The organism is Halodesulfovibrio marinisediminis DSM 17456 (genome assembly GCF_900129975.1).
Lineage (GTDB): Bacteria > Desulfobacterota > Desulfovibrionia > Desulfovibrionales > Desulfovibrionaceae > Halodesulfovibrio > Halodesulfovibrio marinisediminis.
Genome location: NZ_FSRG01000005.1, coordinates 615504 through 630968, shown reverse-complemented (window position 1 = coordinate 630968; position 15465 = coordinate 615504). Strand labels below are relative to the sequence as shown.

Annotated in this window: 8 protein-coding genes and 1 tRNA gene; 6 read left to right on the top strand and 3 right to left on the bottom strand. The window is 45.5% G+C overall.

The genetic code is table 11. The features are described from left to right. The first annotated feature begins 88 nt into the window (after window positions 1–88). From secA to BUR09_RS10675, 5 genes are all read left to right on the top strand, one after another. On the top strand, window positions 89–2602 hold the full coding sequence (gene secA / locus BUR09_RS10695; protein WP_074216922.1) for a preprotein translocase subunit SecA: 2514 nt from the start codon (window positions 89–91) through the stop codon (window positions 2600–2602). Between the two features lie 399 nt (window positions 2603–3001). Then, complete coding sequence (gene argJ / locus BUR09_RS10690; RefSeq protein WP_074216921.1) at window positions 3002–4180, top strand: bifunctional glutamate N-acetyltransferase/amino-acid acetyltransferase ArgJ; 1179 nt, start codon at window positions 3002–3004, stop codon at window positions 4178–4180. 142 nt (window positions 4181–4322) lie between these two features. Beyond that, window positions 4323–4416: transfer RNA gene (locus BUR09_RS10685), tRNA-Ser, on the top strand. 462 nt (window positions 4417–4878) lie between these two features. After that, window positions 4879–5631, top strand: coding sequence for a DNA/RNA non-specific endonuclease (locus BUR09_RS10680; protein WP_074216920.1), 753 nt, complete (start codon window positions 4879–4881; stop codon window positions 5629–5631). A 220-nt stretch (window positions 5632–5851) separates the two neighbouring features. After that, window positions 5852–7240: an aspartate ammonia-lyase gene (locus BUR09_RS10675; protein ID WP_074216919.1), complete on the top strand. Its 1389-nt coding sequence runs from the start codon at window positions 5852–5854 to the stop codon at window positions 7238–7240. Between the two features lie 90 nt (window positions 7241–7330). Here BUR09_RS10675 and BUR09_RS10670 read toward each other — a convergent pair whose 3' ends face one another. From BUR09_RS10670 to BUR09_RS10660, 3 genes are read right to left on the bottom strand one after another with little or no spacing between them, the layout of a single operon-like run. Further along, entirely contained in the window at window positions 7331–10534 is a 3204-nt protein-coding gene (locus tag BUR09_RS10670; protein ID WP_074216918.1) for an efflux RND transporter permease subunit, read from the bottom strand. Next, window positions 10531–11589 carry an efflux RND transporter periplasmic adaptor subunit gene (locus BUR09_RS10665; RefSeq protein ID WP_074216917.1) on the bottom strand — a complete coding sequence of 353 codons (1059 nt, stop codon included), beginning with the start codon at window positions 11587–11589 and terminating at the stop codon, window positions 10531–10533. Before BUR09_RS10665 ends, BUR09_RS10670 begins: the two co-directional genes overlap by 4 nt. Further along, entirely contained in the window at window positions 11516–12322 is an 807-nt protein-coding gene (locus tag BUR09_RS10660) for a TetR/AcrR family transcriptional regulator (protein ID WP_074216916.1), read from the bottom strand. Before BUR09_RS10660 ends, BUR09_RS10665 begins: the two co-directional genes overlap by 74 nt. Before the next feature lie 504 nt (window positions 12323–12826). Between BUR09_RS10660 and BUR09_RS10655 the strand changes: the two genes are divergently transcribed. Continuing rightward, window positions 12827–15250, top strand: a complete 2424-nt coding sequence (locus tag BUR09_RS10655) for a Cache 3/Cache 2 fusion domain-containing protein (protein ID WP_074216915.1) — start codon at window positions 12827–12829, stop codon at window positions 15248–15250. Window positions 15251–15465: the final 215 nt, after the last annotated feature.

The window sequence follows — 15465 nt, the reverse complement described above, 5'->3', positions numbered from 1 at the left end:
GTGTTTCAGTGACAAAGATAACATCTCAATTATTACAAATTTTCCTCCATATTCATTTGGAGTCTTATACTGTTTTTCAGGAGAAAGAATGATCAACTTCATTATCAAGAAAGTATTCGGCTCTCAGAACGACCGCTACTTAAAAAGCCTGCGTCCGGTGATCACAAAGGTCAACGAGCTTGAACCTACCATTCAGGCTATGCAGAATGAAGACTTCCCAGCACGTATTGCCGAACTCAAGGTAGAAGTTGCCAACGGAACAGACCTTAAAGAAATTCTTCCTGAAGTTTTTGCGCTTGTCCGTGAAGCAAGTGTGCGCGTACTCGGCATGCGCCATTACGACGTACAGCTGATTGGTGGCTGTGCACTGCACGACGGCAAGATTGCAGAAATGAAGACCGGTGAAGGTAAAACCCTTGTTGCTACCCTGCCGGTTGTTTTGAACGCGTTATCAGGTAAAGGCGTGCACGTAATTACAGTGAACGACTACCTTGCAACACGTGACGCAGAGTGGATGGGACAGCTCTACAGCTTCCTCGGCCTTACCACAGGCATCATTGTTCATGGTCTGAACGATGAAGAACGTAAAGCTGCATACGGTTCCGACATCACATACGGTACCAACAACGAGTTCGGTTTCGACTACCTGCGCGACAACATGAAGTTCTACAAAGAACAGCTTGTACAACGTGAGCACCACTTTGCTATTGTCGACGAAGTTGACTCCATCCTCGTCGACGAAGCCCGTACCCCACTCATCATCTCCGGTGCGTCTGAAGACTCTACCGCAATGTACGGACAAATCGACACAATCATTCCTTATCTCAAAGAAGAGACACACTACACCATGGATGAAAAAGCCCGTTCTGTATCCCTTACAGACGAAGGTGTTATCCGTGTTGAAGAACTTTTGAAAATTGACAACCTGTACGACCCAAGCAACATCACCCTGCAGCACCACGTATTGCAGGCACTGAAAGCACACAAAATCTTCAAGCGCGATGTTGATTACATTGTGAAAGAAGGTCAGGTTGTTATTGTTGACGAATTTACCGGTCGTCTCATGCCTGGCAGACGCTTCTCCGATGGTCTGCATCAGGCTCTGGAAGCAAAAGAAGGTGTTAAAGTTGAAGCAGAAAACCAGACTCTTGCTTCCATCACCTTCCAGAACTACTTCCGCATGTACGAAAAACTGGGCGGTATGACTGGTACAGCTGACACCGAAGCTGTTGAATTCCAGCAGATCTACAACTTGGAAGTATGTACCATTCCGACTAACCGTCCAATGCAGCGTAAAGATTTTCCGGATGTTATCTACCGTACCACCCGTGAAAAATTCAACGCAATTGCAGACTCCATTACTGAACTGCATAAAGCAGGTCAGCCGGTTCTCGTTGGTACTATCTCCATCGAAACGTCTGAAGTGCTTTCTCAGCTGCTCAAACAGCGCCGCATCCCGCACAACGTTCTGAACGCGAAGCATCATGAGCAGGAAGCTCAAATTGTTGCTGAAGCTGGACAGAAAGGTCACGTAACCATTGCTACAAACATGGCTGGTCGTGGTACTGACATCGTGCTTGGCGAAGGCGTAAAAGAAGCTGGCGGTCTGCATATTCTTGGTACAGAACGTCACGAATCCCGCCGCATCGACAACCAGTTGCGTGGTCGTTCCGGTCGTCAGGGTGACCCTGGTTCCTCCCGTTTCTACCTCTCTCTGGAAGACGATCTCATGCGTCTATTCGCATCCGAGCGCATGTCCAATATGATGCAGAAACTCGGCATGGAAGAAGGCGAGCCGATCGAAAACAAAATGGTTTCAAAAGCAATCGAAAACGCACAGAAACGCGTTGAAGGTCGCAACTTTGAAATTCGTAAAACTCTCCTCGACTACGACAACGTTATGAACCAACAGCGTGAGGTTATCTACAGCCTCCGTCGTGAAATCATGATGAACGAAAGTCAGGAAGAGCTTATTCAGGAATTCCTCGATGATCTTATGGATGCACTCTACGAACAGTGGAATGCAACCAAGCCTGAAGATCGCAAAGAGCTTGCAGAAGCACTGCCAGTACAACTTGATGAAGTCTTCAACCTGTCTGCATCCATCAACCTTGAGTCTGTTCCTACTCAGGAAGACGCACACAAAGCTGTTCAGAATCGCCTTGAAGTGCTCAAAAACGATGCAAAAGAAGTATACGAAGATGTTCTCCGTTACTTCCTGCTTGAAGAACTCGACCGCTGCTGGAAAGAGCACCTCCTCAACATGGACCACCTGCGCGAAGGTATCGGCCTCCGTGGCTACGGTCAGCGCGATCCAAAACAGGAATACAAGCGCGAAGGCTTCGAACTCTTCCAGGACATGCTGTTCCGCATCCGCGAAAACGTGTTCAAGGCACTCACCCGTCTGCGTATTCAGCGTTCCGAAGAGGAAGAACAGCAGATGCTACGTGACGAATTCCGCCACAAAGAAGAAACCGACGTTACGTACTCCGGCGGAGAAGAAGAAGCAAAAACAGCAAAGCGTGCTGAACCTAAAATCGGTCGCAACGCTCCTTGCCCATGTGGCAGCGGCAAAAAATACAAAAAATGCTGCGGAGCATAGTCTAAGAATGCCTGCGGCGCTTAAGGTTCTTTGCCTTGGGCGTGTCTCCGACGGGGATTGGCTCTGCCCCTTGACCCGAATAGCGAAGAATGCACGCCCCCAGCATCAATTACGACTTTATGACGTTTTAAAAAGGGTGGAGTTTTTAACTCCACCCTTTTTTATTTATTGAAAGGTAGTGAGGCATAAGCCGCGTGAGAACATAAACACTAGCTAGCCTCGCAAGCAAAAGTCTTTAGAGATTCCTGAAAACCTTTCTACTTAGAAAGGTTCTCAGGCCGACCGAAGAGACCTTAAAACTAACTGCAACTCCTCATTGACATTCTGAGCAGTCTCGCAAATTATGACGTATTGACTAATGGAACCACGTTTTAACAACTAACAAAGACGAGAAATGCTGTGGATACTCCTAAGGGATACAAATACGCTGCCATTGAAGGGAATTTAAAGTATTCTGGCAGACTCGACCTTGCGCTTATCGTAAGTGAAACACCTTGCGTTGCCGCAGGAACATTCACCACAAATAAATTTCAGGCTGCTCCTGTGCTGGTTGCCAAAGAACTTGTTGAAACTTCTACTCAAGTTCAAGCTGTTATGATCAACGCAGGCAGCGCTAACGCATGTACCGGCGAAGAAGGTCTTGCTAACTGCAAACGTACGCTGGAACTTGTTTCTTCCCGACTCGGGCTTACTTCCGACGCTATTCTTCCTGCTTCTACCGGTGTTATCGGTTTGCAGTTCGATATGGAAAAATGGGAAGCTGCTGCACCAGCTCTTGCTGACGCTGTGGGCAAACATACTGGCGATGACTTTGCAAAAGCCATTATGACCACAGACACCTTCCCTAAAACAGCCAGCCGAACAATTACTGTTGATGGTAAGCCAATTGTCATTGCCGGTATGGCAAAAGGTGCAGGCATGATTTGTCCTAACATGGCAACCATGCTGGGCACTGTTATCACCGACGCTAACATTGATGCAGCAATGTGGAAACGCATTGTGAAAACTGGTGTTGACGGCTCATTCAACTGCGTTTCTGTAGATGGCGACACTTCTACAAATGACTGTGTATTGGCATTAGCTAACAGCGCTAGTGGTGCTTGCATTACCGAAGCTAATGAACAAGAGTTCCAGCAGGCTGTAACTGCCATTATGCGTGAATTATCCTACCAGCTGGTTCAGGATGGCGAAGGTGCCACTAAGGTCATGCAAATTAAAGTTACCGGTGCTAAAAACGATGCCGAGGCTGATCAAGTTGCACGAACCGTCGGGCACTCCCCACTGGTAAAGACTGCCATCTACGGTAAAGATGCTAACTGGGGTCGTATTGTTGCTGCCATCGGTCGGAGTGGTGTTGAGTTCGAAGCAAACGATGTACAACTTTCCATGTGCGGCATTGAATTGTTCAAAGATGGTCAGCCTACAGATGCTGATTTTGACACCCTGCTCAAGCCATATTTAGAAGAACGTGACATTCTCATCGACATTGTTCTTGGAAACGGCGATGGTAAAGCAGAATTATTTGCATCCGATTTGACCCATGAATATATTACCATCAATGCAGATTACCGCAGCTAGCAACGCTTTACACGGAAAGTAGCAAAAGACACCGCATAATTTAAAATTATTTTTAAAATTGCGCTTGACAGTTACCCCCCGTTTTCTGTAAACACTCTTTCGTCGCGACGGAGGAATGACTTCGTTAAGACCACTAACAAACGGTGAGGTGTCCGAGCTGGCCGAAGGAGCTCCCCTGCTAAGGGAGTATACGCCTTAAAAGCGTATCGAGAGTTCGAATCTCTCCCTCATCGCCACAGTGTTGTTATGGGTTGTATCGAAAGATACAACCCTTTTTTTTATGCCTGTCGCTCGAGTAGCACACACTTCTCACCCTCAGCTTCATCCAGGCTGCCGCCTATCCTCACCAAGCCGATGACAAATGTTTAAAAATGTCACCAAACGTATAGTACCCATTACACTTCTACCATTTCCGGACATTCAGCATTGCATTACAAGATATCCTGATTTGGATATTTCTTTCCTTTTTTATGGTTCTCTATGCCATTCAAAACGTATCCACATACCCTTCTCTGCACCCACACGATTTTTTCAATTAATACTCTATAAAATAGTACGAGTGACCATTCAGACTCTATATGTACTTTTATTACATTTCATCCATTCTATAATGTTGGCTAACGTAAAAAACGCACAATACATTCGTATCGTGCGTTTTTTCTTGATATGTATTCCAGCTTTTATAGAAGGGATTATTAATGAAAAAGCTTCTGCAAATTGTATGTCTTGTTCTTCTTACAATCACTCCCTCCACGTTACTAGCAGAGATCTACAAAGAGCTTATTCCAAAAGAAAACATCTCAGACTACATTGTACATCATGAATATTATTCTCTCGGGTACGATGAAGAAACAGAACAAGCAGCGTGGGTTATGTACGAATATACTAAAGAAGAAGCCAGCACCCCTCGTGTTCAAAGAAAAGACAGATTCCGACCTGACCCCGCCATTCCTACACACTCTGCCACCCTGCAAGATTACAAAAAATCAGGTTTCGACCGAGGCCACCTTGCTCCTGCCGCCGATATGGCTTTTTGCACACAGGCAATGCGTGATTCGTTCCTCATGTCGAACATGAGCCCGCAACGTCCAAAGTTTAACCGCGGCATATGGAAAAAACTTGAAGCACAAGTCCGCAAGTGGGCTGAACAAGACACAATAATTGTAGTAACCGCAGGTGTCCTTTCAGGAAATCAGTACATCGGGCGCAACCATGTTCTCGTGCCGGAAGCGTATTATAAAATAATCTACGTCCCATCACAAAACAAAGCTATCGCTTTCCTATTGCCCAACAAAGGGTCGAAGAAAAAATTAAGCTCATTTGCTGTATCAATTAATACTATCGAAGCACTAACCGGCATTAATTTCTTTTCCGCCATGGAAGATTCTCAGGAAGACACCCTAGAAAGCCAATGCAACATAACAAGCTGGGATTGGGCTAGGACTAAATAGTCCCCCTTCAAAATCCCACCATTAGATAACACTCGCGATTAGGTTGTTTTCATGTTTAACTACACCTAACGTTAATATTTTACGTGCGTTAGGCACCCACAACTATTCAAATGCTCTTCATCGCGCCCCGCTTATTCGGGCATGGTGAAGCTCATGAATGGAATAACAAGAGCACCGCCTAAAGCATTTTCATCAACAGCCATTACGTTGCGGAGTCCCCATGAACGAGCAATACCGCATTGAACATGACTCTCTTGGCGATTTTCAAGTCCCTAAGGATGTGTACTACGGAGTACACACAGCCCGTGCCCTCCAGAACTTCACCATCACCGGCATCCCCTTGCACCACTTTCCGGAACTGGTCACATCACTGGCGCGTGTAAAAAAAGCATGTGCCCTCACAAACTTTGAAAGTAAGCTTCTTACAGATATCCAAGCCAATGCCATTATTGAAGCCTGTGACGACATCATAGACGGTGAATACCACGACCAATTCGTCGTCGACATGATGCAAGGCGGTGCTGGCACCTCCACAAACATGAACGCCAACGAGGTTATTGCAAACCTTGCTTTGGAAAAAATGGGTTTCCAAAAAGGTGACTACACACACCTGCACCCTAATGATCATGTTAACTGCTCACAGTCTACAAACGATGTATACCCAACAAGTGCACGAATTGCTGTTTTAAGTATCTGCAAAGAACTTACAGATCAGCAACTGGAACTTAGTGCTGCATTCAAAGAACGCGCAGAAGAGTTCACCTCCATTCTTAAAGTCGGCAGAACCCAATTACAGGACGCAGTACCTATCACTCTCGGATCTGAGTTCGCAGCGTATGCAGTAACCATTGAAGAAGATGTGGAACGTGTCATACAGCTGTCCCAGTTGCTCAAAGAAATCAACCTTGGTGGTACCGCAATTGGTACATGTATCAACACACCGCCGCACTTTTCATATAAGGCTGTTCGACACCTTAGTGATCTTGTGGGGTATGAACTAATTCCTGCCGCTAACCTTATCGAAGCATCCTCCGACATGGGAGCATTTGTCACCTTCTCAGGCACACTTCGCCGCATCAGCGTCAAGCTATCCAAGATATGCAATGACCTCAGACTGCTCAGCAGTGGTCCTTGCGCTGGTTTTGGAGAAATCAGCCTGCCAGCAGTACAGGCAGGCTCTTCCATCATGCCGGGCAAAATAAATCCAGTTATTCCAGAAGTCGTCAATCAGGTTGCCTATCAGGTCATCGGACATGATCTTACTGTAACAATGGCTGCTGAAGCCGGTCAGCTCCAACTCAATGTTATGGAGCCGGTTATTATTCTCAATGTACTCCAATCTGTCCGCATGCTGGTGAATGCAATGCACGCCCTTGCTACAAAGTGCGTCAATGGTATCACTGCGAATGAAGGACGCTGCACTGAACTTCTTCACCAAAGTTCTGTTATGGCCACAGCCCTTGTGCCGATTATCGGATACGAAAAGGCTGCAGACATCGCCAAGCTCTCTCTTAAAGAACGTATTCCAGTTGCAGAAGCAGCGGTCCGGCTGGGCATCATGACCAAAGAAGAGGTCTACGAAGCGTTCAGCACATGCCACCTTGCATAGCGCATAATTTTTTCTCAATAAGCCATACAAAAACGCCCCTGACAGACAAAGTCCGTCAGGGGCGTCACTATTCAGGATAACAGGTAGCGGCTAAGCGGCATCACCCGGTGCGGCCTCTGCACCTTTATGTTTTTTACTTTCCTCTATGGATTCTTTAAGTACTGCTTCAATTTCATCTTCCAGTATATCCTTTTTGGTCAATTTTCCCCAACGTGCTTTTGCACCATCTTTAAGGGAGCAAAGTACTGGGACAACAAGCAGTGTAAGCATTGTCGCAACAAAAAGACCAAAAATCACAGCCACAGCCATAGGACTCCACCACTCTGTAGAGTCAGACTTCGTGATAAACGTAAACGTAAAGAAGTCAAAACTGATACCCACTGCCATCGGCAGCAAGCCAAGAATAGTAGTGATCGCTGTAAGCAATACAGGGCGGAAACGTGTAAGGCCGGCTTTGATAAGGGCCTCACGTGTTTTCATTCCCTTAGCCCGCAATTGTTCAAAGTAGTCAATAAGCACAATTGCGTTGTTAACAACAACACCAGCCAATGAAATTACCCCTACACCTGTCATAACGACACCGAACGGCATTCCACAAATAAGAAGCCCGCCGAATACGCCGATAAGTGACAATAACACTGAGGTAAGAATAATAAATGGTGTTGCCATTGAGTTAAACTGCGCAACCAGCACAAGGAAGATCAGGAAGATAGTTGCAACAAATGCTTCAGAAAGAAACGCCTGCGCCTTACGCTGTTCTTCCTGCTCACCGGTAAAGGTGTACGAGTATCCGCGAGGCCAACTCATTTCTTTAAGACGAGCATCAAGATCACGAATAACATCGTTCGCAAGTCGTCCTTCTACATTTGCAGAAACTGTTACTACTCGTTTCTGATCTTTGTGGTTAATTGCACCAAGACCGGATGCAAGCTTAACAGATGCTACAGAGGTAAGCGGAATTGGCTCACCAGCAGGACCGGATACAGTAATTCGGCGTAGAGCTTTAATAGACTGACGCTCGTTTTGCGGAAGCTTTGTCAGAATATCATACTCGTCTTTTCCTTCACGGAAGACGCCAACCTTAACACCGTTGATCGCAGCCTTAATAGTGTATGCAATTGTAAACGTATCTAGGCCAAGCAACGCAGCACGCTCTTTATCAACACGAATCTGAACTTCCGGCTTACCGGAAACAAAGTCATCTTTTACGTCAACAGGGCCCGGAATATCTCGTATGATGCCGCGAATATTTTCGACAATAGCACCAAGCTCATGCATATCCTTGCCGTAGACTTCAAGATTTATCGGAGAACCGGTTGGAGGGCCGCCTTTCTCTTCTTCAACTCGTACTTCTGCACCGGTAATCATAGCGGTGAGACGGTCACGTACTTCGTTAATAATGTCAGATGATTGGAGACCACGCTCTGCAATCGGTTTAAAGTCCAGTGTTACAGCACCAAGATGTGTCCCAGTGCCACCACCGCCAAAGGCCCCACCGGAACCTGAGCCGGTATTCGCAATAACAAAGCGAACATCTCCATATTCTTCACCAACGCGTTCAACAACACGCATAAAACGATCAGTAGCATCAAGGTTTGTTCCCACCGGAGCCTTGATATTTACGTTTGCTCGTTTCGGTTCAGCTTTAGGAAAGAACTCAACGCCCTTGCCATATATGCCAAAAGCAAAAATGGAACCAAAGAACATTACAATAGAAATTGCGAGAACAGCACAGCGATGATCCAGAGACCAATTCAACATCGCTAAATAGATGCGACGTCCTCCGGTAATGTTTTCCTCGCCGCTATCTGCAAACTTAGGCGGGGTCGCAGTCTGGTAGCGTGAAGAAAGGACCGGGTTAATCACAAGCGCAACAAACAAAGAACCAAACAAAGCAAGAATAACTGTTCGAGGCAAGTAGGACATAAACTCGCCCATAACACCCGGCCAGAATATCATCGGGAAAAAGGCGCCTACCGTTGTCAGAGTTGAGGTAATAACAGGCCATGCCACCTCATTTGTACCATCCATTGCCGCTTCGAAACGGCCTTTGCCTTCCTGCATGTGCCTGTATATATTCTCTACAATAACAATGCCGTTATCTACCAGCATACCGAGGGCCAAAATAAGCGAAAACAGCACAACCGTGTTAAGCGTAATGCCCAACATACGCAGTAGTACAAAGGTAATGAGCATCGAAAGCGGGATCGCAATAGAAACAAAAAACGCTGATCGACCACCGATAAAAAAGAATACAACGCCAAGTACCAGAACAAGACCTGTAAGAATGTTGTTCTCAAGGTCAGACACCATCATGCGAACGTCATCTGCTCTGTCACCCACAACATCAAGTTGCAGGGTCGGAGGAAGAAACTTCTTTGCTTCTTCAAGAGCAACAGTAACGCCTTGGTTTACCGCAACAATATTCGCACCACTTCGCTTAATAATTTGAAGTGTAACAGCATTCTGCCCATTCATACGGCTTCGGGTAACTGGATCTTTGTAATGGTCACGAATTGACGCAATATCACGAAGATACACAGGCTTACCGTCACGCACGAACGCAACAATATTATTAATTTCAGAAGGATTTTGAAAATCCTCCGGCACTCGCACTTGATAGCGGGCATCACCAATATCCATGGAACCGCCCGGCATGTTCACGTTGCCCTTTTCAACCGAATTCACCAATGCGTTGAATGGCACATTGTATGCCGCGATACGGTCGAGGTCGAACTCTACATGAATCTCACGTTCAAGGCCGCCGATAAGACGTGCATCAAGAACACCTTGAACAGATTCAAGCTTGTCCTCCAAATCTTCTGCAAACACTTTAAGCCGCTTTAGACTAAACTGCCCCGACAGAACCACCTGCATTGTCGGCAGGTCTGAGAAGTTTGCTTCAGAAACAAGAGGATCATCTTCTAGATCACTTGGAAGATCCCCTTTAGCCTGATCAACCTTATCACGCACTTTTTGCAATGCATCATCGATATCTACACTTGGTAAAAACTTAATAGCAATGGCGGATTCACCATCTTTGGATGTTGATCTAAGCTCTTCAACATCAGCGAGCCCTTTAAGTTTTCGTTCAAGAGGAACAGTGACAAGCTTTTCAATATCTTCAGGGGCAACACCGTCGTATGTAGTATTAACGAAGATATATGGGATTGTAATATCCGGTTCAGCTTCACGCGGCAGTGAAAAGTAACTGCTTAAACCAGCTAATACTACAAGCCATAAGAATACAAATACAACGGACTGCCTTTTCAACGCTACTTCATTAAGTATCATCGAACGTCCACCTTCACGCCGTCTTCAACTTCCCGATGGCCTGCTACAATGAGATTTTCACCTACATTCAAGCCGGCAAGAATCTGTACTCTGTCGCCGTCAATAACACCGAGCTTTACGGTACGCGCTTCAGCTACCCCGTTTTTCTCAACAAACGCGATACGTTCTCCACCCTTATCAATAACAGAAAAAAGTGGGATAGAAACAATATCGTTAAGGGAACGCCGCACAAAGCTTGCGCGGGCAATCATCCCCGGACGGATACGACCATCAGTATTTTGCACAATGAGACGAACAGGGAATGTTCTGGTTGCGGGGTCAGCTTTCCATGCAACAAAGTCGACCACCCCGTTCCATTCTTCTCTCGGGTACGCATCAAAAACAACTGGCGCAGTCAGTCCCTTAGAGAGAAAACGTACATCCATCTCCGGTACATTAAAGGTAATCTTAATCTGGTCAACGTTTACAATATTTGCAATCGGATTGCCCTTGGAAACATATTCGCCCGGATCAACATTAACAGTGTTCACCATTCCGGCGACAGGAGACACCACGATACCATGTTCATATTTAACTTCTGCTTCACGCAAGTTAGTTTCTGCAACGGTAAATTCAGTTTCTGCCTGTTCAAGTTCCTCACGGGAAAGTACGTTCCCCTCATAAAGTTTTCTACGACGCTTTAGCTGATGCTTTTTCATCGTAAGGTTCGCCTCCGCGCGATCCTTTGCAGCCTTAAGCGCTTCAAGGTCAATACGGACAAGCTGAGCATCAGCTTTAACAGAATCCCCTTCTGTCACGCCAACCCACTCAATTAAACCATCCTGCTCGGCAGCCAATGAAACGTCATATATAGCTTCAGTTTCACCCGGCAACATTATTGTATCGGTGATTGCAGCAGGGGTAAGCTTTTCAACTTTTACATTTACAACATATTCTTTTGATTCAGGTACATTCTGCGCAGTTTCACTTGCTTCACCGTTGCTACACGCCGTCAAGCTTACGAGCATGCTTGCCACAATCAGCATCACACAAATGAGGGAAATCAATCTCTGCATCCATCAACTCCGAATAATTCTTAATGCCCCCAATAGAGAAGGCAGTAATATGTTGCGCAATACCATACACTTGCTCATCAGTAAAAAACTCCTGACTTCGTACTGACAACAAGTCATCGATATGCATAGCATAGAAAAATAGCTGCGAAAAATAGCCACTGGTTAAAGAATCAAGCTGCCTTGCGCCCCAAATATTCCCTGTCATGGCATCAATAATCGGGATGACTATCCCACGAAGCTCAAGCCAGTCCCTTTGCGAGACATGCAAGAATTCTTCAAAATCATTAATAAAAGCATCAAGTAACAGCTTATTAAGATTCCGGTATTCCTCACCATGCCAGAGGAGCATCCGGCTTACACAGCCCAAGGTAAAACCAAATAACCTTTCTTCAGGTTCTGCAAGGTCTGTCACCCCACCGTGCATAGGGTATATACCCCGTATTTCGTGCAAAAACTCTTCAAGCACAGCAGCTAACAAGCTATTTTTATTTCCAAAATGATAATTAACAGCAGATACGTTTGCATCTGCTGCATGGCAAATTTCACGCACTGTTGCGTTGTGCCCTTTCTGGGAAAAAATAGTACGAGCCGCATTAAAAATGCGGCTACGCGTATCTGACGCATCATGCGCCTGACTGCGCTGTTCCTTCCATGCGTTTAACGCTTGCTCCCTTGAATCATAATAATTTCGCGCAATTTCTTTAAATCGTGCGGGAATTACCTTTTTATCCATTCACACCTCACCTCAATACCTCGATCAAATTCAAACACCGTTTGAAACTTTATTTCAAACGGTGTTTGAATTTGTCAAGGCATTTTTATGAACCAGACAACATATCTAAATTCTTATATAAAAACACCACAACAAGAGATGGACACTCTCCTTTCCGCATGCGGCACTTCTACCATATTTCAATACACATTTTAACATGCATAAACAATTAGTTACACACGTAAAACCGCTAAACACCTACATCCAAGAACATAAAGCTTCTACTAAAAATTCCGATATGAAGAACATAAGGTTTACAGTTCACATGCTTCTCTAAGGAAAGTTTTATTTGCTATCAGGATCAAATATTCCATAGCCGATACTTCCTTAAGGGGTCTTGAGAAGCATTGAATAAGCCATGAAGCGACATACAGGGCACTGCAAAAATTATTCATTAATTAGTTACGTCATTACCAAACAAGTGATGTATCGAAAAAGTTAACCTAACTATCGGGGGCAAGAAAAATGGAGCTTAATTTTAACCGTAAATTAATCGGCTCTGTATTGCTTGTAATTGTTACATTGCTAGGTGTTCTTAGCTGGAGCAACTACAAAGTTTCACATGGTGCACTGGTTAATCTTGGTGACCAATTCATAAGCACTATGGTTGTAGGACTAAAAGATAGCGTAGAAATGCAACACCAAATCACGCTGGAAAAGCTTCAGGCTGACGTAGGTATTTTTGAAGATGAAATTGAATCCTATGGCGGACTAAATCTTGATACAGGCAACATTATCACGACAACAATCACCAACCAAATTACTAAGCAGTCGGAGACAGTATCAATACCAACTCTCAAGCTTGGAAAAGGATATGCTGCAACTGTTTTGAACAAAAGCAACGAGCTTGTAGACAAAGTGCAATCGATTGTTGGTGGTACTGCAACAATTTTTCAGGTTCTTCCAAACAAGCTCCTTCGAGTTTCGACCAACGTAAAGAAACTTAATGGCAATCGTGCCACGGGCACCTACATTCCTTCCAGAAGTGCTGTATATCAAACAGTTATGAGCGGCCAAACGTACCGAGGCAGAGCTTTTGTCGTAAACGCTTGGTATGTTACAATATACAAACCACTCAAAGATGTTCAGGGGAACATTGTTGCCGTCGTTTTCTGTGGTCGTCCAATGATGACTCCGCCGCTGCTCGAAGTGATCAAAAAAATTACATATGACGGACACGGTTATCCAATGATCGCCCGCTCCGACGGATCTTTTGTTTATCATCCAGATGCATCTCTGATGGCTAACGGCAACATGAACAGCACCGAATTCGGCCGAACGATGATGAAGAACAAAAACGGCTTTTCTCACTACACCTACAAAGGAGTAGAACGCCTTTCCTTCTCACAAACAATTGAATCCAGAGATTGGCACGTTTTCTTCACAATCCCTGTAGAAGATCTCAGCCTCGGAGCTGACGAAACGTTACAAGAGCTTGCCATTATAAGCATCTGCGCCGGCATTATCCTTTCCAGTATTCTTCTCATATTCCTTCTTCGTGCCTTGTTGCGCCCGCTTGAAGACTTGAGCGCCACAACAAAAAAGATTGCGGAAGGAGATCTTAACGCCCGCTCAAACTACACTCTGAATGATGCCATCGGAGGAACAGTAACTTCTGTTAACGCCATGGTTGCCGAGCTGAAAAACAAGCTTGGATTCTCTGAAGGTGTTCTTAATGGTATTCCTACCCCTTGTTCCATCATCGGCCCTGATTTTAATGTCGTATGGACCAACAAGCAGCTTTGCGATTTTATCGGTAAAACCGGTACACCAGAAAGCTATGTTGGGATACGTTCAGGTCAGTTCTTCTTTGATGACGCAAGTGCTGACACCCTGTCAGATCAGGCTATCCGCTCTGAACAAGCTATTGAGAAAGAAATTGAATACACGCATCCTACAGGAAAAAAACTCTATGTACACGCCAGCGTTACTCCATTCTACGACATGGATGGCAACCTTCTTGGCTCTGTAGCCTTCTGGCATGACATGACAGAAATTCGTGAAAACGAAGCTGTTATACTTCGTCAGAATGAACGTATTGCTGACACAGCAGCACAGGCACACTCTATTGCAGACCAAGTATCTTCAGCTGCTGAAGAGCTTTCTGCCCAGGTAGAACAGTGTAGAGCCGGTGCATCCACACAGGCAGAACGAGTTGGAGAGTCAGCCATTGCGATTGAAGAAATGAACGCTACAACTCTTGAAGTGGCCAAAAACGCATCCGACGCGGCAGAAAACGCCGAAGACGCTCGAACAACAGCCGATAATGGTGCAACGGTTGTAAACCAAGTAGTCTCCTCCATTGACGAAGTATCTTCCAAAGCTGAAGCAATGCTCACCACCCTTAACGAGTTAGGGGCTCAGGCGGACGGTATCGGCAATATTATAAGTGTAATCAACGACATTGCTGACCAAACAAACCTGCTGGCACTTAACGCGGCAATTGAAGCTGCTCGTGCAGGTGAAGCTGGGCGTGGATTTGCAGTTGTTGCAGACGAGGTTCGTAAACTTGCAGAAAAAACAATGGATGCAACAAAAGAGGTTGAATCTGTTGTGCAAGGAATCCAGCAAAGCACTGTCAATACGCTCAACCATATGCAGGATGTGTCTACACTTGTTGAATCTACTAATTCGCAAACACAAAATGCAGGCGAAGCTTTGGGACAAATCGTTGATAGGGTAATGGAAACTTCGGACAGAGTACGTTCCATTGCCACTGCAGCAGAAGAACAGTCAGCCGCCGCAGAGCAAATTTCCGGAGCAACCGAAGAAGTTAACCGCCTTGCGGATGAGTCTGCACAAGCACTTACAGAATCAGCACACGCAGTCGTGGAACTTTCCCGACTAGCGCAAAACCTGAAAACGCTCATTGACGACCTTCAGCAATAATAAATAAACGAAGCCCGTGCTCAACGCACGGGCTTCACTTCTTTACTGCCACAAAACCTTCGTGTTACCCGCTTCCGCTTCACAAAAAACAGCTGCATCAATTTTTGCTACCCTCACTCCACCACGTCTTCTCTGCTTCCCTCTCTGTTCTATGGATGATATGGCGTCCTTGTCGGTAATTATTCCATGCAAGTACGTTTTGCTGCCATAACTCC